General features: G+C 37.5%; 12 protein-coding genes. 7 read left to right on the top strand and 5 right to left on the bottom strand.

Annotated elements, in window-relative coordinates:
* Positions 1-8: 8 nt before the first annotated feature.
* From PLE33_01075 to PLE33_01060, 4 genes are read right to left on the bottom strand one after another with little or no spacing between them, the layout of a single operon-like run.
* The gene (locus tag PLE33_01075; protein ID HPS59840.1) at positions 9-2,195 is read right to left on the bottom strand and encodes an urea transporter; all 2,187 of its coding nucleotides are present in this window, start codon (positions 2,193-2,195) and stop codon (positions 9-11) included.
* Entirely contained in the window at positions 2,192-3,541 is a 1,350-nt protein-coding gene (locus tag PLE33_01070) for an alanine racemase (GenBank protein HPS59839.1), read from the bottom strand. The genes PLE33_01075 and PLE33_01070 overlap by 4 nt, the downstream gene beginning before the upstream one ends.
* Entirely contained in the window at positions 3,538-4,623 is a 1,086-nt protein-coding gene (locus tag PLE33_01065) for an ATP-grasp domain-containing protein (GenBank protein ID HPS59838.1), read from the bottom strand. Before PLE33_01065 ends, PLE33_01070 begins: the two co-directional genes overlap by 4 nt.
* A 5-nt stretch (positions 4,624-4,628) precedes the next feature.
* Positions 4,629-4,877, bottom strand: coding sequence for a PqqD family protein (locus PLE33_01060; GenBank protein ID HPS59837.1), 249 nt, complete (start codon positions 4,875-4,877; stop codon positions 4,629-4,631).
* A gap of 603 nt (positions 4,878-5,480) precedes the next feature.
* On the opposite strand from PLE33_01060, the gene dnaE reads away from it, so the two are divergent.
* The 3 genes from dnaE to PLE33_01045 are packed head-to-tail and all read left to right on the top strand — an operon-like array spanning position 5,481 to position 11,338.
* Entirely contained in the window at positions 5,481-8,924 is a 3,444-nt protein-coding gene (gene dnaE, locus PLE33_01055) for a DNA polymerase III subunit alpha (protein HPS59836.1), read from the top strand.
* Positions 8,908-10,014: a GWxTD domain-containing protein gene (locus PLE33_01050; GenBank protein ID HPS59835.1), complete on the top strand. Its 1,107-nt coding sequence runs from the start codon at positions 8,908-8,910 to the stop codon at positions 10,012-10,014. The genes dnaE and PLE33_01050 overlap by 17 nt, the downstream gene beginning before the upstream one ends.
* Positions 10,001-11,338, top strand: coding sequence for a GWxTD domain-containing protein (locus tag PLE33_01045; protein HPS59834.1), 1,338 nt, complete (start codon positions 10,001-10,003; stop codon positions 11,336-11,338). The genes PLE33_01050 and PLE33_01045 overlap by 14 nt, the downstream gene beginning before the upstream one ends.
* On the opposite strand, the gene PLE33_01040 is transcribed toward PLE33_01045, so the two are convergent.
* Positions 11,335-11,721: a YraN family protein gene (locus PLE33_01040; GenBank protein ID HPS59833.1), complete on the bottom strand. Its 387-nt coding sequence runs from the start codon at positions 11,719-11,721 to the stop codon at positions 11,335-11,337. The two genes, PLE33_01045 and PLE33_01040, sit on opposite strands and share 4 nt — an antisense overlap.
* An 85-nt stretch (positions 11,722-11,806) precedes the next feature.
* Between PLE33_01040 and PLE33_01035 the strand changes: the two genes are divergently transcribed.
* The 4 genes from PLE33_01035 to PLE33_01020 all read left to right on the top strand — a co-directional run bounded on the left by PLE33_01035 (position 11,807) and on the right by PLE33_01020 (position 20,123).
* A complete protein-coding gene (locus PLE33_01035) occupies positions 11,807-13,048 on the top strand; it encodes a hypothetical protein (protein ID HPS59832.1) in 1,242 nt (413 codons plus the stop codon).
* Between the two features lie 147 nt (positions 13,049-13,195).
* Positions 13,196-19,054 carry a hypothetical protein gene (locus PLE33_01030; protein ID HPS59831.1) on the top strand — a complete coding sequence of 1,953 codons (5,859 nt, stop codon included), beginning with the start codon at positions 13,196-13,198 and terminating at the stop codon, positions 19,052-19,054.
* Positions 19,051-19,359: a hypothetical protein gene (locus PLE33_01025; GenBank protein HPS59830.1), complete on the top strand. Its 309-nt coding sequence runs from the start codon at positions 19,051-19,053 to the stop codon at positions 19,357-19,359. The genes PLE33_01030 and PLE33_01025 overlap by 4 nt, the downstream gene beginning before the upstream one ends.
* On the top strand, positions 19,356-20,123 hold the full coding sequence (locus tag PLE33_01020) for a MotA/TolQ/ExbB proton channel family protein (protein ID HPS59829.1): 768 nt from the start codon (positions 19,356-19,358) through the stop codon (positions 20,121-20,123). Before PLE33_01025 ends, PLE33_01020 begins: the two co-directional genes overlap by 4 nt.
* The last annotated feature ends 2 nt before the right edge of the window (positions 20,124-20,125 follow it).

The raw sequence follows: 20,125 nt of genomic DNA, 5'->3' as shown, positions 1-20,125 counted from the left end.
TTATAAAATTAAAATGTTTCGGCTTTCAATAAGGTCTTATTTTTCTTTATCAGCTCTAAAGCTGTTAATCCCTTATATTTTTCTAAGATTACTTTTCCTGTTCTGTTTCGGTATCGGATGCCTAAAATGCGGTAAGTGATATCACTCTCAATTTCAATAACCTTGGAATTGGTCTTTACTTTACTATATATACAAGCTGAAAAAAGAGGAAATAAGGGACTGAAAAAAAGGACTATATGCCGTAACGCAGGACTAATAATAACCGAAAGAGCCGGTTCATCAGTTAAATAGATTTCTTGTTGTTCTATGTAAGGCAAACGAGAAATTATCACCGCAAAAGCAGCAAGAGCACTTTTACGATTCCCTTTTAAAGAAAGAGAATTGTATATTCCATCATAAACGCTAAAGCCCAGTTCGGTATGTTTTGTAGATTTTATGGTAAAATTGCCTAAAAGATCAAGATTTACTTTCCAAAATTCAGTGCTTTGTTTTTTACCACACTTTATTTGTAATTGCTGCTCGCTATGCTGTTGTAAAGCCAAAATGCTCTGTAAATGTGGTTCTGACACTAAGGCAGAAATTGTATCTCCCTCTTTGGGTATGCCACTACCGATAAATTCATAGGTCTTATCTTCCTTAACGAGTTTGTAGTTAATAAGATGTGAAAGACGGGTAGGGCTGCCAGGTTCAATTCCCAATTGAACTTGAAAATGCAAATGGGGAACTGAAGAGCGTCCTGAATTACCTAATTGAGCTATACAATCACCTTTTTGAACATAATCCCCAACTTTAATTCTGATGCTACTCTGTTTAAGATGAGCATAAAAAGAGTAGAGTCCGTAGCTATGAGAAAGGCAGACATAATTGCCCCAATTTTCTTTAGTATTAATCTGGCCAATAGGATTATCAAGAATACCATCAGAAATTTTAACTACATAACCTGCTGCTGAAGCTAAAACAGGTTTCCCATACGAAAAATAGTCATTCAGATTATTATCTTCTTTATCGTAGCTTCTTTTTTCACTATTCAACATCTCAAAATCCCAAGCATAAGCCCAATCCAATTTATGAGTATAAATACCATTATTACCTTGTGTGATCGTCCACAGACCATTCAACGGTATGGCAAATTGGGGGATACCTAAATGACTGAACCTTTTATAGCGTTCCTGATAGGTCTGCAAAGACAATTCGGGATTGAAAACACCATAATCATTCATTATAGGTTTACTTACTTTCAGCCGTAAGCGTAAACTGAAAATTACCAGCAAAACAACTATATTGAATGGAAAAGCAAAAACCGGAACTAACAAAGGAGTATATAAACCCGTAAAAGCATTATAATGATAATATACAACATTGAACAGCACAGTAAATAAAAAACCGATACCTGTTGCCAATAACCCAATTAAAATAGAGCTTTTACTTGGTAAAAGATATATTCCCGCAACTGCATACATAATTAAAATAGCATTAAAACCTGAATAAAAAACTCCACTACCTGGTTGCACTCCCATCAAACGCATTAATATGAAATTTAGCGTCCACCCTAAAAGTGCCAAACCAAATCCAATACGCGTAATAATTAGTAAAGCTAATGAAACTAAAATGCCTGCAGAAACTTCAGGAGTGAAAAATATAGAACCCAAAGAAATAAAGAATAAACGCCAAAATTCAGGTAACTTAGGTGCTGGACTAAACAGCAGTATTTTATCAAAGGGATAATTGGATAAATATCCTATGCGTGCAAAGTAATACCATAGCAAGATAGCTACTATGGAAAAAGATAAACTCATAGAAGGTAAACGGAATAATTGATGGAAAAGATAACTGCTAAACAGATATAGTAAAAGAGTGAGCAAAGAAACTAACAACAAAAAACAAAGATAATTTATAGGGGCACTGCTGATAATCTGCATTGGATAATAATACCCAACCATCATACCTGTTAAAAGGGAATTGAAAGCAGTTATTCCACTCTTTGATTCCCAGTGCTCAAATCCTAAAATGCGTACTGCCAAAATTGCTACAATTAAAGAGAATAAACCCGATAATCCAACAACAGGAGATAATAATGTAATAGTCAGTAAAATTAAACCTAAACATACCGAATCCGAAAACAAAACCGTGGCATAGCTATCTGGAATAGCTAAAATCACTGACCCCACAGACCTGAAAAATCGTGTCCAGTTCATATCTTCCGTAAATGATCTGGAATAAATTCTCGGGAAGTTATGTCCGAAAGATCTTCACGGAAACGAATAACATCTACTTCACCGGTTTCGTTTATTAAACAGACATTAGGACGATATTCTATAAATTGCATCCATTGAGTTACATTATAAGCACCAACAGGAGAAATAATAACTGTATCGCCATAATAAAGATCAGGAAAAGGCATAGCACTGCGAAGGACATCAATATTCATACACAGAGGACCATAAAATACGGTGTTTTGATATGTTCCCGGAAAAGGTTTGGTAGGTAATACGCGTTGTTTATACCACCAGGCAGTAATGTTTATATTCACTCCTGCATCTAAAATTACAGCACGCTCACCAGTGGGAAGATTCTTTTTGCCCAGCACACTGGCAATAAGATAACCAGATTCGTCAATTAACACTCTTCCAGTTTCTAAGATTAAACGGGGATTGTGTTCTTTAACATAATACGATGCATTAAAAGCTGCTCCTATTGCTTCAGCATACTGTTCCAAAGAGGGTGAAGCCAGTTCTCCAGGAGTGTATTGATCAATTAAAGTATTTGAAGAAGCAAAACCACCACCCATATCTATATACTCTAATACGATACCAAAATTATCCTTAATCGTTTGAGCAAAATTCAAGAGTTTGGTGGCAGCCCAATAATAAGCGTTTGGGTCTAAAATAAAAGTGCCAATATGAGTATGCAAACCCACTAAGTTTATTTTGCCTCCCGAAACCAGACGCTGGACGGTTCTATAAGCTTCACCATTTTCATAATTAAAACCAAAACGCGTCCACATTGGACTGATCCCTGTATCCATATTTACGCGAATAGCAACTTTGGGCTTGATAGCAAGTTCATCAGCAATATTTTCTATTAGATACAGTTCCTCTAAGTGGTCAATATGTATATAGGCACCTTCTTGTATAGCTAATTGCAAGTCCTGCTTACGCTTGGAAGGTCCATTAAAATATATTCTATTCCCAGGGATACCATTACTCCTTGCTTTTTCATATTCCATCCGACTAACTACTTCTGCTGCTGCACCTTCTTGATGAAAAATATTACAAATAGCTGCAAGATAATTAGTTTTATAACTCCAAACAATTTCTGCTTTGGGATAATGAATACTAATTGTTTCCAGTAATCGCCTGTAGGAATGTCTAATATGTTTCTCAGAAAAGACAAATAGCGGAGTTCCAAATTTTTCTACTAAGTTCTTAATGGGAATACCATCAATATTATCCTGATGTCTAACAACCGTGGTATGAGCATATTTATTAAGATTTCCAGCGCTATTGCGTTCAATGTATGGAGCAGTATAATGTTTTTTCATTTTATTTCCTCTTGCTTTTTTTGCTTTCTGATCAGTTCACCATTAACAGAAATTTCACCCAGAAGGTTGATATTACTGATAATATCTTCTGAATGACGGATAAAAAGAACTCCCGGTTTAAAAGGAGGCAATTCTTCAATTTGATTACCTAAAGCCAGTAAGACAGTCGCTGCAGGTTGATTTTGGCCACATCCTTCCGCTAAACGAACCCAGGCCGGAAAACGAGGATTAATTTCCAGTAAATGAAAAACTCCCTCTTTATCTTTAATAATTTCCAGTTCGCAGGGTCCTCGCCAAGAAAGTGTTTTTATTACTTTCTGCGCAAATTTTTCCAGAGCAGGATTGTTTACTACTACGCCTCCAAAACCTTTTCCCTTATCTGTTATAACCAGTTTTCGTTGTGGAACCATTCCCAAACAGTTTCCTTTACCATCTCCTAAAATAACTACATTAAATTCATCACCTTCAATAAGCTCTTGCAGAATAACCGGTAAGCCCCATTTTGCCTGGAGCTCCAGAAAATACTTTTGAGCTTCTATATTATTATTGGCTTTATATGCTTCGTAGAGATAACCTTTAATAAAAACTGGAAACTCTATTTCTTGGATAGCTTTATTGATTTCTGCGACACTATTCAATAGGACTGTTTTAGGAACAGTAATATCTTCGGATGTAAAATAATGAAACAGTTTGCTTTTATCGCGCAGGTTAAATTGCTTCTCTGTGCAGATAAAAGTATGTATGCCAAGTTCTTGGAGCTCTTTTTGTAAACGAATATAAAGCGGAATTTCTGAATCCAAAGTAGGGATAATAACATCAATTTTACTTCTGGAATTGATATAACCCAAGCGAGTTAAAAATGATTCCGCACCAGTGGAAGGATAAGGCATTTGATAAATCTCGTCTGCTATATCTTCCAAATAAATTCCGGATTCCATAGCATCATAAACAAAACCAATTATTTTACCTTTAAAACCAGCAGCTCTAAGAGAACGAATTACCGGAATTCCAGGTTGGGGATTATCGCCTGTTTTTAACCCAGAAACAGCAATACTAATCTGTAGATCATCTAATTGCAACATTGCTCTTATTCCTCAATCAAATTCAAAGCTTTAAGCATTGCCATAAAATGATCTAAATCACTTTCAGCATTCTTCGGGGTAACTTCATATTCTTCGGTTAAACAGTTGATAATCTCTTCTTTTGTAACACCCGATTGTAATTTCTGCAAGATAAAAAGACCTGTTTCGTTTACAGTATAGCTTATCCCATTTTCAGGATCAAAAACAAAGCCATTTTTATTTACAGCAAGGGTCATAAGTTGTTCTGTATTCATTTTTCCCTCAGCATTTAGTTTGCAGGATATAATAATATGTATCCCAATTATCTTCACTACTTTGCAATTATTATGCCATTTGCCTTGAAAATAATAAAACAAGAGATCTTGGAACTATTAAACTGAGAATAGCTAACTACTTAATAACTATTACTTTATAACCGATTATAGCTTATCGGATTAAGAAAATAATCGGTTTTTATTTTAATAGTAAGTATTACTTTTAAAGCCCAAATATGTTTTAGGATTGTTAAAAAGAGATTTACAGGCAGCGATCACTTCTAAATTTGCAAGATCACCAAGGTCTTCGTATTTCCTTTTGACTCATACCAATTAAATCTGCAATAAAGCTAAATCTGTTTGAGAAAACCTTTTCCCTTGACTCTGTAACATTGCATTATTTTAGTGGTTTAGTGTAAAAATATTAAGGAAAAACTATGGTCGGAATTGTTCTTTCATATACAACCCTCGGAATTGATGCTTATCAGATTTCAGTAGATACAGAATTTGCTTTGCCTGCGAGAAAAAAAACAGCTTATAAAACTCTTTGACAGAAAACTGCCTTCCAATTTTAATAGTTTAGATAAAAACAAGGAGTAAGAGATGTCCTTCGTTCATTTACATAACCATACGCAATATAGTATGTTGGATGGTGCTTGCAGAGTTGATAGAATGATCAATTTGGCAAAGGAATATAATATGCCTGCTGTTGCCATAACGGATCATGGTAACCTTTTTGGAGCCATTGATTTTTATAAAACGGCACAAAGTGCAGGTATCAAACCTATCATAGGAATAGAAGCATATATTATTAACGGCGAATTGGAAAGTGAAAGTAGCAAGAATGAAAGCCGTTATCACTTGATTCTGCTGGCACAAAATGAGCAGGGCTATAAAAACTTGATGAAACTCTCTTCCATATCTTATATTAAGGGTTTTTATTATAAACCCCGGATTTCCAAAGACCTGCTGCAACAATACAACGAAGGGCTAATTTGTCTATCCGCCTGTGTGAAAGGAGAAATTCCTGCTCTAATATATAATGATCGGCTAAAGCAGGCAAAAGAAGTTGCCTTATGGTATAAAGAACTGTTTCAGGACAGATTTTATATTGAATTGCAAAATCACAACTTGGAACCGGAAAAAAAGGTTATGCCCCATTTGATTAAATTGGCAAAAGAACTGGAAATTCCAATGGTCCTTACCAATGATTGCCATTACCTCCATCAAAATGATTATGAAGCTCACGATATTCTATTATGTATTCAAACCGGAAAGCTGTTGAACGATCCCGATCGGATGCGTTATGGGACTAATCAGCTTTATTTTAAAAGCCCGGAAGAAATGCGGGAAATCTTTCCTGAAGTTCCCGAGGCATATACAAATACATTAAAAATTGCGGATATGATTGATCTGGAACTGCACTATGACAAATTTCTGCTGCCTAATATTGAAACGCCTCCCGAATTTAAATCTATGGGTGAATATTTAAAGTATCTCTGCTATGAAAATGCCAAAAGCAAATACTCTGAGGTGAATGATACCATTAACCGGCGCATTGAATATGAGCTGGAAGTGATTGACAGAATGGGCTTTAATGGCTATTTTCTCATCGTGAAAGATATCGTTGATAATGCCCGAAAACAAAATGTCCCCGTAGGACCCGGTCGTGGTTCAGGTGCCGGAAGTATTGTTGCTTATTTACTTGATATCACGCAAATTGATCCATTAAAATACGGACTGGTTTTTGAAAGATTTCTAAATCCCGATAGAATTAATATGCCGGATATAGATATAGATTTCTGCGCTCAAAACAGAAGTAAAGTGATAGATTATATAGTTCAACGCTACGGAAGGGAAAATGTTACTCAAATAATAACTTTCTCCACTTTGCAGGCAAAAAGCGTAATTAAAGATGTTGCCAGAGTGCTAAGTGTTCCAGCTACCGAAGCAAATGCCATTACTAAAACCATTCCGGGAAATAATAAAACTTTGGAGGAAGCATATAATCAAATACCGGAATTTGCTGCGTTAATTAACAGTAACGAAGTTTACACCAAAATTTTCAAATATTCTAAAGTGCTGGAAGGATTAGTTCGCCAAACAGGAGTCCATGCTGCAGGAGTGGTAATTGCCCCCGGAGATTTAACAAACTATGTTCCTCTTGCCTGTAGCAGCCAAAAAGGTGAAGAAAAGGTTATTCTGGTGCAATATGAAGGAAAATGGCTGAATGATTTGAAGCTACTGAAAATGGACATATTGGGTTTAAAAAATCTGACTCTGATCCAAAAAACCATAGATTTGGTGAGACAGGCGCAAAATATTGATTTGGATATAAATCACATCTCTCTGGAAGATAAAAAGGTCTTTAATTTATTAGGAAAGGGTGAAACCGACGGCGTTTTTCAGTTTGAATCAGACGGAATGCGTAAATACCTTATAGCACTAAAGCCCAACAAAATTGAGGACTTGATTGCTATGGTAGCTCTCTATAGACCGGGTCCTATCCAATTTATAGAAACATTTATCAGCCGCAAACACGGACGCGAAAAAGTTGTGTATGATCATCCCCTGATGGAAAATGCCTTGAAAGAAACCTACGGAGTAACTATCTATCAGGAACAGGTGATGCAAATTGCTCGCGAAATGGGTGATTTTACAGGCGGCGAAGCAGATAGTTTAAGAAAAGCAATGGGTAAAAAGGACTCCGAATATATGCAACAATATCAGGAAAAATTCAAACAGGGCGCTAAAGCTAAAAAGGTTCCTGATGCAGTAATAGACAAGATTTGGCAGGATTGGCTACGCTTTGCGGAATACGCTTTTAATAAATCCCATGCTACCTGCTATGCTTTAGTTGCCTATCAAACGGCATATTTAAAAGCATATTATCCGGTGGAATTTATGGCTGCTTTACTTTCTTTGGAAGATGATCCGGCAAGAATACCTGCTAAAATTGAGGTCTGTAAAAAAATGGGAATAAAGATCATCCCCCCCAATATAAACCGTAGCGATAGTGAATTCAGTGTTCACGGAAAAGAAGTTCTTTTCGGTTTACGAGCTATAAAAAATTTGGGCGATGCTGCAATGCGAGATATTATTGAAGACAGAAAACAAGGAGGAAATTATAAAAGCATTTTCAACTTCTGCAGTCGTTTAGATAGCAGCAGCGTGAATAAAACCATTCTGGAAAGCTTAATTGCTTCCGGGGCAATGGATGAACTGGAAGGAAACCGGGCACAAAAATGGGCTGTAATTGAACAGGCATTACAATTCAGCAGTAATGATCAGAAGGATAAAAAAAGAGGACAGAGCACTATTTTTGATTTGATGGACGATGCCAACGAGGAACAAAATTACTATCCTCCTCTACCTACAGTTGAACCCTGGTCTTATCTTCATCAGCTGGAAAAAGAAAAAGATGTTTTAGGATTCTATTTAAGCGGCCATCCCTTATATGAATACCGCTCTTTGATAAAACACTTTACTAATGCCGATTCCAGCACCGGCAAAAGTAAAAATAATGGTGAATTGCTGCTTGCCGGAATTGTGACCGGTATTTCCAAAAAGAAGGACAGTAAAGGAAATCCTATTGCTTTCATAGAATTTGAAGACCTGGCAGGAAAATTTGAAGTGCCTCTGTTTAATAAGGACTTCAACCTATATATGAAGAAAATCGTTACGGGAAAGCTCTTTTTCATCATAGGCACTAAATCTACTTTTAACGGTAACGAAGACGGCATTTTAAGAGTGCTGCCGAATGCTTTAATTGATTTCGCTGATTTGGCTTCTGATTTGAGCGGAGAAATTAAACTGAATTTGCGTAGCGAGCATTTACAAAAAAATCATCTTGCCGAATTGAACAAAAAACTAATCCCTAATCAGGGAAAGTTTAAACTCATAACCCGAATTCAAAACGACGAACTAAGCGGCTATCAATTGGAATCCCGCAAATTCTTCTTTCCTGATGAGACCTTGCTAAACTGGATGGACAAAGAAAAGATGGAAGTTCAAATAAGGATTGCTATCAATGGGAAAACTTATTAGCTGTTGCATTCTGCTGTTTACCTTCAGCTTTCTTTCCGCTCAGGAAATCTTTTATGAATACTACGCCAACCAGGTTGAGATATGGGTTGTTTTTCCTTACAGCACAATCAATTTTAAAAAAGGCAGTGAAAAAGCGCTCTATCAGGTATCCTTACAAATAAATAACGCGAAAAAAAAGCAGGTGGCTACCCTGGGAAAAAACCAGGTAATTCTTAAAAGGGAATGGTTAAATGATTGTGGAATCCCTGTCCGCTTTCAGCAGGAACTTCCTGCGGGCTCTTATTCTGTAAATTTACAGATCAAGAATAAGGAAATGGGCGATAACCGAAATTATAAGCGGCAATTTATTGTTGACCCTTCCGGCACAGAAATTGGTTTAAGCTGGATTATAGCCAAAAAAGAAGGAATTGAGTTTATTCCCGAAACCCTTACCGCCTTGGATATTGAAGAAATAAAGCTGTATCAAAGCTATTCCATAGCCCTGGATAGTTTACAAGTTCAGATAGATAACCAATTGCTGACTGTAACTAATCCTGAAAGCCCTATTATTCTTGACCTCCTGCCTTACCTGAAAACCGATTCCCAAAATCAAATGAAACTAACTTTCTTTGAGAAAAATATCCACTACCAAATGGAACCGTTTTTGTTTTCACCCTGGTATGCCTATTCCTTGCGCTATTCTCTGCAAGACCAAATTTCTCAAATTCGCTATATTGCCAACCAGAATGATTGGCAGGTCTTAAGACGCCTACCCAAAGAAAAACAAGCAGAAGCAATTGAAGCATTCTGGAAAACTAATGACCCCAGCCCGGGAACAATACGCAACGAACTGCGTGAAAAATTCTATCAAAGAGTGCTAACCGCAGACGAACGATTTACCGTGCATAAAAAAATTGCAGGATGGACTACAGACCAGGGTAGAATTTATATTAAATATGGAGAACCGGATGATATCTACTCGGAAGTTTATGCTTTAGATAAATACCCCTATATTATCTGGTATTACTATAGCCAAAATCGGGAATTCATTTTTGCGGATATAACCGGCTTTGGAAAATATACCTTGAGGAATAAAGATGAAGAATATTAAAATTTCCTTGCTCGCAGGTTTGGCTCTATGTTCTTTCTGTCTATTATATGGCTCTGAAAAGCTGAATATGTATCTTGACTATAACCGATTTCTGGATAAAAATAAAAACACTATCCTCCTTGTTGATTATCAAGTGCCCTATCATAATTTGGCTTTTATTGCAAAAAATAACGGATACTTTGCGGAATTGCAAGTAGCTGTAAAAATAGTTGATGGAGATAGTGTTCTTGCTCACCACGAAATAAACGATATTATTGGAGTGAAAAACAAAGCAGATACCGGCAGTAAACAAAAATCCTATCTAAACCGACTAAGTTTCGTTATGGATAAACCTTTCTATACTTTACAGTTTAGTGCCCTGGATATAAATAATCAAAAACAATTCTCTTCCGAATTTAAGATTATCGCCCTGCCCCGAAATAGCTTGCTTAGCGATGTGGAACTGAATAGTGAAGTCCGCCCTGATACTTCCCAATATATGATAAAATTTAAACGCGGGAATATGCTTTACCATTCACAGCCATCAGTTCTTTTCAACAAAAACATAAATGATTTTATCTATCTTTATCTGGAAAGTTATATCCTTAGTTCTACAGCCGAAAGCTGCCTGCTAAACCTTTCTCTGGAAAAGGATTCTCTAATTGTGATGGATGAATATATTGATTTTTTACCTGCAACCGGAAGTGAAGCAATCAATCTGAAAATTCCCCTCCAAGACCTGAAACCCGGTTTGTATAACGGAGCTATTGTTTTGCAATGCTCGGAAGGCACTGCAGAAAGTAATTTTGATTTTGCCGTTATTGAAGAAAGTGAAGAAGAGTTTTTCCTGTTTGCCAATCCGGATGAAGAATATAACCTGATGCGGATATTTTGGGGTAATAAACTACCTGCCGACTGGAAAAACTTACCCCAGGATAAAAAAAGAAGGTATTGCACCCAGTTCTGGAAAGATATGGCTTATTCCACAAACCGCAGTGTTCAAAGCATTATGAACCTCGTGCAGGAACGCATAGATTACGCTAATCGTAATTTCAGTCACTTAAAACAGGGCTGGACTTCCGATATGGGAAGAATCTATATCAGAAACGGTCCTGCTGATGATATTCAACGCAACACCAGTTCCGATGAGACAAACTTCGTAAGAAAGGACTACCAGATATGGAAATATTCTTCAGGTAATAAACCCGTGTATATGTTTATTGATATCCAAATGAATGGCAATTTCCGTTTAATCTATGTGGAAAATGATGATCTGGAATCCTCCAACCCGGACTGGATGCGCTATGTTGGTTCGGATTTTGATTCTTCCCAGTTGGATAATTAGTATTCTAAAATCGGTTCAAAGGCATCCTCGTAGTGTTGCACTTTGAAAGTATCCGTTGATTCGTAATAAAATACGATAAGAACATCAAAACGAAAAATGTGTTTGGCAAATTGAGGATTTTCGTTAATATATAATTGTGCCGCTCTGGATATTTTTTTCTGTTTGGTATAATTGATAGAAGCCAGAGCCCAGTTTAGAGAGTGAGAAGTTCGGGTTTTAACTTCACAAAAAACGAGGTGTTGACCTTTTTCCACAATGATGTCTATCTCACCATAGCGTTTGCGGAAGTTACGGCAAATAACAGTATAGCCGTTACTTATAAGAAAGCGGGCAGCGAGGTCTTCACCTATACGAGAAAATTCAGGACGAGAATATTTTTGCATGAGGCAAAAAAAAACTTGACGGAATTTATGTCAATGAGAACAATGAACCTTGATAAGAAATGAACACCGAAAGGTGGAGGAAAACATGAAAAAAATTTTGCTGACCATTATCGCACTGGTCACTGTTTTGGGAATAGCCCAAGCAGCACCCTTTCAAACTCTGGGAATGTTAAGGACCCCTGATGCCTATGTCCTGCCAAACAAAGCTGCAGAATTTATGCTTGTTGGCTACTATCGGAATACACCTTCTTTAAGCTACCCAAGCGGCTCTGTCGGTCATATTTTCCCATACACAATGATAGGTGTGGGAGTTCTTGATCGGGTAGAACTCGGTTTATTTATGGGTGACTATACTCCCGCAGATCATTTAGTTTATTTTATGAATGCCAAAGTAAAAATCATTGAAGAGACACGGAATATTCCGCAGGTTTCAGTCGGTATGGATAACATTTTTTCTCCGGTAACAAAGAGAGTTCAGGATATAGAGATTGGTGATCACTTTAGCGATCACCCTGATGCTGCTGCTTATGAAGCATATTCTCCCTATGCCGTTGCCTCCAAACAAGCTGTCTTTTTGAGAATTCCCTGGATGTTTAATGCTGGAATAGGAACGCAGCGTTTTGTAGGCCAAGTAGGCAGATCTCGTATATTTAATGGTTTTTTTGCTTCCGCTGAAGTTTCTCCTATTCCTGATTTAGCTTTGCAAGGTGAATTTGACGGGCAAGATTTTAATGTGGGTGTTAAATATTCCTATAGAAACTTTGGGTTTAAAGCAGGGATTAATGCTTTTGAGGATTGGTTCAAAGGAAGTGAAAGCAATTATACAAAAAATATCCGTCTTGCCTTAGGGGTCTCTTATTTATTTGATAAATATGCAGAAGCCAAACGCCGTCCCGATCTTGGTCTTTATGCCAGTTATGGAAAGAAACCAGCTGTTGGCGGAGAAGTGGTTGAAGTTGGCGAAACTCCTATTCAGACAGGTATTGTAGTACCTCCAACAAGTACTACTGTTAGTCCTTCCGGAGAAATTGTAGTTGTTCCACCTACAGGGACAGCAACCAAACCTCCTGCTGGAGGAACGGTTACACCTCCTGCTGGAGGAACAGTTACTCCTCCTGCTGGTTCAGAAGTTGTTGTTGGTCCTGGTACCCAATTACAAACCCCTGGCTTAGTTACACCTGGAACTGCAGGTTATGAACAGCTTTCTCCTGAAGTTCAGGATTTGCTGAAAGAGCTTCAAATGCTGAAAGAAGAAAGGCAAAAAGCTCAGCAGGCGATGGAAGAGTTGCGTAAATGGATAGAAGAACTGAAGCAACAAAAGCAATAATTTAATCTATACACTAAAGCGTGTATGGATTGAGGAATTATGTTTCCCAAAATAAAGATGAGGAAGGTTCAAGATAGCTTTTACGGGTAAAAGAATCTTGAACCTTATCATCATCGGAAAAATAAGAGAATTTAAGAGAGCGGGATTATGAAACATACTGTTAAGATTATATTCCTAATTATTATTGCAGTGTCTTTCCTGGCAGTAGCTTATGCTCAGGATGCCGATCAAAGTACCAAAGAAGAGCTTCAGCTACAAATAACCCAGGAAAAACAAACTATAAGAGAATTAGCTAAGATGTTTTTAATTGATGCCCTGCCGGAATTATTGAATGAAGATCCAACCCTTGCTGAACAGGCGTTAGTAAAATACAAAGCAGTTTTTTCCGGGATGGATCAAAATGATTTTATATATTTACTGGGTCATTTCTATGCACGGATGGGTGAAAATACAAAAGCAATTGGCTATTTTACTTCTTTGCTTAATACTCAGCTGAACAGCGATGCGCGGAAAATGCTAAACTTGGCACTATATCAGCAAGTAGTGAATTTTTTGGAGACAGGTAATCGCCAGGCAGCTAAGGATTTTTTAAGCGCTATTATATTTGAGAATTACAATATTGATACTTACTATCCTACTTATCTATACATTTGGGCTGATATGGCTGCCGATGACGGTGAATATGAAAGTGTGCTCAATACCTTAAACAGCTACATTCAAAACCGGGATATTATAATGAATCAGCTGCTACCTGAAAAAATGGCAATCCTGGCAAGAGTGCAAAACTTGAATTTACAGCCCTATTATGCTAACCCCAGTTTTGGTGAATATACGAAGTTGGCTTCTGAAATAGATAACATCAAAGCAGATTTAACACATAATTATAACCAGCTAATCTCATTGAAAGGAATTTTTTATCTTGATTCCATTATTAATATGCATTCCGAAGAAATGGTTTTGCTGGATTCACTAAAGATAGTTATTCTGGATTATGTTGATCAGAAATTACATTCTGAGGAAACAATTGTGAGGGGTAATTTGCTGTTACAGCAAGTGAAACAAATCTCTACCAGTTATCAAAAACAGCTTGAGATAATGGATGGAATTCTGGAAAAGCAATATGAACGGTTTATGAATAATGATCCCAGTATTCAGGGTCACAACTACAGTGATATGGAATTGAAACGCCTCTATGATATTGAGAAAAACATTATGCTCTATAATAATCTTATTGACGAACTGGATAAAGATATTGCCGATCCTCAATTAGCTTCAATTCAAGACCAGTTGAAAAGAACCAGAGCTGAGTATTCGGAAAAACGCACCAGTTTGCAAATCCGCAAAAATGACTTGCTGCAAACGCGTAAACATACTAACGAAGTAGAAGAAAAAATCTTTAATGCTCTTTTGGAAGAGTATTACTCTCTCAACCAAGATAAAAAGGATATTGATATTCAACTGGCAGAGATTGATAAATTTATGCAGGAAGAGACGAAGAATATTTTTACGGATGAGCAGCGCAACAAAATTAAGAACCACATCGCTAATCAAATAGCCCTAACTGCTGATCGCAGCAATCGTAATGAACCCATTCGTAAAAACGCCCAGGACTTGGTTGCCAATGTAGAATTCGTTAAATTGCAGCTGGACTATCGCAATCTGCATATCAAAGAACAAGCACGATTAGCAGAAGCACAAAAAGGAACTTTAACCGAGCAGCAATTGATGCAACAGCAGGCGAATATTTTAACTGAAAAGAAAGATTTAATTACCCGGATACAGAATTTTATAAACAACAATCCTAATTTCCAAGCAGTTGCTCAGCCCAACGGAACCTATCTTATCAGTAATGCTGATCTTTATTACAATCTGGCAGAGCTTCAATATGCTGTTTATATGGATACACCAAATATTGCTTTGGAAAGTTATCGCAAAGTTGTTCAGCTTGACCCCGGCAATGTGAATATGGCTGCTACACTGTATAATATAGGTTTCATCAGCAGTCAGCTTAGTTATCAAAGAATTGACACAAATAAGAGTCGTTTTTATGAAATACACAAAGCAGCGCTTACTCTTGACGATGCCAGCAGATATAAAGAATCAGATTTTGCAGAGGCAATCAGCTCCTATCAAAAAATCGTAGATAATTATACTACCTCTCCTTATTATGAAGAATCCCTATACCGCTTAGGTATCTTATACTATTTTATTGCTACCGATGCTGATCAACCGCAGCGTTATTATGCTATTGCTACCAATTATTTTGATACAATAATCAACAAACCGGACAGCAAATATAAATATGATGCTATCTATCAGCGTGGCTGGTTACGCTTAAATTCTTATCAGGAACAAGACCTTAAACTGGCTATGAACGATTTTCTCACTTTGTTGAATGCTGTGGATAGCGGACAGATTAGCGATCCCGTAGTAGCTAAAGATTATCGTGATGACGCCGTTGATAATATTGCCTTCTGCTTAATTGCTTTGGATGGAACGGATTTCAATTCCTATGCCAAAGGTGTGCAGGAAATTCAAAATCTCGTAAACACCTACAAAAATCCCGAAGTAATAAACCGCATCGTTGATAAAGCTACTATCAATAAACTGGACTTGGCATCCACTTTGCAAGCCGTTGATTTTATCTGGCTGAAAATAAATATGAACCCTCTGGCAATTGAAAATCCTGCTTTGGTAGATTCTATTTTGAAACTGTATGCCGGAGCTAAATATGAACTGCGAGAGGGAAAAAACTTTGAACAGATTTCTCAAGAACTATACCAGAATATTATTACTAACTATGGTAAAAACTCTGCCTGGTATGCGGCAAACAAAAATAATACCAAAATTGCCCCTCAGCTGGCAGTGATTAATAATGCTTTTGAGAAAAGAGCTAATTTCCTGTATAACGAATTTCTGGACAATCCTGTAAACGAGAGCAAGCTCCTTGCTTACAACCAGCATATAGAACAATATGCCGATTTCCCGGAATTGCAGGGAGCGAATTACGCTACCTGGAAAGCTCAAACGGATAAAACTAACTTACTGCTTGTCAACAAATTGGCTGAGAGTTCCAATCTGCCCAAATACTATTTAAGTGCAATTAAAAACCTGCAGGAGTTTAATGCAAAATATCCTCAGGATGAGGACTACTTCCTGAATGAAGGGCTTATTTACACTTATTCTTATAATGTATATAATCTGATGAAAGACCTATATGGAGATGGCTATCAACCTGAACCTGGTTTACCTGCTAATGCCGATGAGCTTTTTGCTATGTTTCAATCAAATTCACAACGGTTTATTGGTGTTCTGCGCAGCGATGCCTATAAAAATCCTGAACGGGAAAAGCAGGCAGTGGATATTTTGCTTAGTTTGGCAGATATTCAATATGATCGCGGTAAAATGCCTGAGGCAAAAGCGCTCTATTTATCTGCATTGGAGAATGAATCCTTAATTCCAAACGGAACTAAATTTACCGTTTACGGAAAACTGGCTTTAATAGCAGATAGCGAAAAAAATTATGCCCAGGCAGAAGCATACTACCGTTCAGCACTCACTTATGCCTCCACCCCTGCAGAGCGGGAAACAATTACCAGTAATATCCTCTACCAGATTCAAAACAGTTACGAAGCAGCTGAAAGAGCCGGTAACTATTCTTTAGCTGCCAGTGAACGTTTGCGTCTGGCTACAGAAATGAAACCTGCAGAAACCAAACGCATTACAGGTTATAAAATGGGAGCCCAGGAAGCATATCTCAAGGCAAAGGAATATCAAAAAGCAATAGATATTCTGCTGGAACTTGCCGGTTCAGGCACAGATATAGATAATATCTACTATTATTATTATCGGGCTTATGAAATTGCCAATGCTGATACTGCAATGAATAATCCGGAATATGCCAATACTATTCTGGATAGCTTCATTTCTAAATACCCAAGCAGCAATCAGGCATTTAAACTGCGTTTAGCAAGAATTGAAGAAATGGAAAAAAATGTTACGCAGAAGAATGCTGCTGCAGAAGCATATCTTGCCCTCTATGAAGAAGTTAAAAATAAAAATATTAATACCGGTGAGATTACTCCGGATTATCTTTTAACCAAAGCGGCAGATAATTACCGCGATGCCCGCAACCGGGATAAAGAAATTGAAACCTATAACTTAGTTATAGCAACTTATCCTAAACATACTAATGTAATACCTTATATGCAGCTAATGGCGGACTATTATTTGGATAAGGGAGATACACTGAAGTATGAACAATTAGCAAAAGAAATTCACCAAAAAGATAGAACCAAAAGCGCATACTATCAGTGGATTGCCAATGCTAAACTGAAAAAACTGATGGATAAATTTGATAATGCCTATAAAAATAAAAATTATCCTGATGCCTTTAAATACCGCGATGAATATAAGCGCGTGGAAACAGCATATAAAAAAGATGGCTTGAATTTTGAAACTGAGGAATTCAAATCTTCCGTAAATTATGCCTATTTTGCTGCCGTGGAAGAAGAATATAATAACCTGCAGAAGCGAATTACTTTCCTGAAAAACTATGATAACCAGCTTAATGCTATAGAGCATGGAACCTTGCTCACTGCTTCACCTGGAACTTTACTAAAGGTTAATCAAAGCACTACTTGGAATAATCACTTGATTGGAGGTTCCTATCGTCGCATTCCCAATTTTAAGGCATCTGTTAAAGCTGAAGTAGCTAAAGTGAATAAACTTCTTGCCAATGCGGATAAAGAAAAGATAGATTTAGAAAACTACCGCCGTTTACATGCTTTGAATTTAATTGCCCGCATCTATGATAAGGGAGTTACTGTTATAAATACTCAAATTGGGGTTTATGTCCGCACCGCTTTTGAAGCAGAAGCTGTTCGTCAACAGTATGCGGATGGTTTAGATGCTTTTATTGCCTGGATCAGTAATGAACAAAGTAATGATCTGCTTAACTTGGAATATACTACTCATTTGAACATCTATAACTTTTATCAGATGGCTGGTTACACCGATTATTATACGCAACAGAGCTTTGCCAAACTGCAGGAATGGAATTTAGTGCCGGATTATAAAATTGATGAATACATTCTCTCTTCTGACTGGACGCAAAAGATAGATCAGAATGAAAGTAGATTACCGGTTAGCAGCATCACTTCGCCCAAAGGTATTCGTTTGGGCTGTATGCAACTTCCAGCAGGTAAAGAACTGAATTTGAACCGCACAATTAATGCCAAACTCCTGCCTGAATTTGCTTTGCTGCACCTTGTTTATCCTTATGATGTGAAAATACGGTTGAATGGCACGGATTTAGAGCCAGGTGTAGTCCCTACTGATACCTTGGATGTTAATCAACCTGGAACTACTACCCGTTACGCTTATTTACTGCCTTCAACTGCATGGGCTGAAGGACAAAACCTAATAGAATTGACCGTTCCGAATAGCAGTTCCGGACAGCAAAACTTATATCTGACTTTGCAGGTCTTTACTGACCGCCAGAAAATAGCTGCCTCCATTCCTCCGGAAACAGTGATGCTTTACACTGATCCTACCTGGAGAATTGTAACCGTTAATCCTGAAACCGGAACCGAAACAACTATGCCTGCAACAATAACCAGCAATTTTGGTATGGCTTTGGATAAAATTGCAGGGCTGGAAGGAAATTATGCTAAACCGATTTGGGCTCCCGAAACAACACCTTTAAGCAGTGTTATCTTGGAGACAGATTTTTACCTGGATACTGAATTCCGGGAGGGACAGATCAGTTTCGTAGCCCCTGATTTTGCTTCTATCTATCTAAACGGTCAGGAATTAACAACTGATGTCAGCCCTGATATTGTAACTGAACCTTTTGAGGTAACAGCCGTTGCAGTTACAATAAATCCTACAATGGTTACTACGGGTAAAAATACCCTTCGCTTTGTAGTAACTAATAATTCCAACTACCGTGGCTTTATTGCAACGGTAAAAATTATTAAAGCTGGAAAAGGAGATATTAGATGAAGAAATTGATTATCATTACCATCGCGCTGCTAATTTTTACAGGTATTATTTATGCTCAGGCAGCTCCAGCAAGAACCCAAACTCAACCTCAGCAACCTGTTAAAGGTTTTGAAAATGCCGTTAAATATGTGGAACAGGAAGAATGGGAAATTGAAATAAAAGCTTTAATTCCTCCCACTGGTGTCTTTCAAGATAAAACCGATACTTATCAGAAAGCAGGAGAATACAAATTCTCTTTTACGATTCAAGATATCCGTGAACAGAGTGACAAACTATTAAATAAATGGCTGAAGGAGTCAAAATGAAAGTAAAAAATATCGTCCTGGTGATCATCTCACTGATTATGTGTGTTGGTCTATTTGCTCAAACCGCAGCAGAAACCGCAGCTCCTGCTGCACCAAAATCGCAGGGTTATAGTATCACCCAAGTTTTTATTGATAGCGGGCAATGGGCTTATGCTATCCTTCTTGTTTTTGTTATTGGTGTTGTATATGCAATTGTTCGCTGGAATCAGCTTTATCGTAAAGAGAAAATAGATGCCGGCGGTTTCTATTTGAAATTACGCAATTACATTAAAAATGACCAACTGGAAGAAGCAACAAAAATAGCTGAAAGTTATAAGGGAACTACTATGGGCTTTATTTTCTGGAGCGCGTTAATGGTTTTTAAAGATGCCAGGAAAAGCGGACAGTCAGGAGCCGATCTTAGAGCTTCAGTTCAAAACTCTCTGGAAGAGGCAGTTCTCCAAACAGTGTATAAACTGGATAGCGGCTTATTCTGGTTTGATACTTTAGCTCAGGTAGCTACCTATCTTGGACTTTTAGGAACAATTTGGGGTTTGTTGGAAGCGTTTGCCGGATTGGCAGGTTTAACAGGTGCCGCACAGCAAGTTGCTCTTACGGATGGTATTAAAAAAGCAATCGGAACAACCGCTCTGGGTTTGCTGGCTGCTATCCCGTTAACCATAATTAAGGGCTGGCTGCTATCCAGAGCAAACAGTATTATAAGCAATATAGACGAGTTCAGTGTTAAATTGATCAATACCATAAACAACGCCATCAAGGATTAAAT

It is taken from the genome of Candidatus Cloacimonas sp. (assembly GCA_035403355.1).
Taxonomy (GTDB): Bacteria; Cloacimonadota; Cloacimonadia; order Cloacimonadales; family Cloacimonadaceae; genus Cloacimonas.
This window is presented reverse-complemented; position numbering and strand designations above follow the sequence as displayed.

Coding starts and splice junctions, on each gene's coding strand:
- PLE33_01075 (HPS59840.1), bottom strand. CDS start 2,195: ATGAACTGGACACGATTTTTCAGGTCTGTGGGGTCAGTGATTTTAGCT.
- PLE33_01070 (HPS59839.1), bottom strand. CDS start 3,541: ATGAAAAAACATTATACTGCTCCATACATTGAACGCAATAGCGCTGGA.
- PLE33_01065 (HPS59838.1), bottom strand. CDS start 4,623: ATGTTGCAATTAGATGATCTACAGATTAGTATTGCTGTTTCTGGGTTA.
- PLE33_01060 (HPS59837.1), bottom strand. CDS start 4,877: ATGAATACAGAACAACTTATGACCCTTGCTGTAAATAAAAATGGCTTT.
- dnaE (HPS59836.1), top strand. CDS start 5,481: ATGTCCTTCGTTCATTTACATAACCATACGCAATATAGTATGTTGGAT.
- PLE33_01050 (HPS59835.1), top strand. CDS start 8,908: ATGGGAAAACTTATTAGCTGTTGCATTCTGCTGTTTACCTTCAGCTTT.
- PLE33_01045 (HPS59834.1), top strand. CDS start 10,001: ATGAAGAATATTAAAATTTCCTTGCTCGCAGGTTTGGCTCTATGTTCT.
- PLE33_01040 (HPS59833.1), bottom strand. CDS start 11,721: ATGCAAAAATATTCTCGTCCTGAATTTTCTCGTATAGGTGAAGACCTC.
- PLE33_01035 (HPS59832.1), top strand. CDS start 11,807: ATGAAAAAAATTTTGCTGACCATTATCGCACTGGTCACTGTTTTGGGA.
- PLE33_01030 (HPS59831.1), top strand. CDS start 13,196: ATGAAACATACTGTTAAGATTATATTCCTAATTATTATTGCAGTGTCT.
- PLE33_01025 (HPS59830.1), top strand. CDS start 19,051: ATGAAGAAATTGATTATCATTACCATCGCGCTGCTAATTTTTACAGGT.
- PLE33_01020 (HPS59829.1), top strand. CDS start 19,356: ATGAAAGTAAAAAATATCGTCCTGGTGATCATCTCACTGATTATGTGT.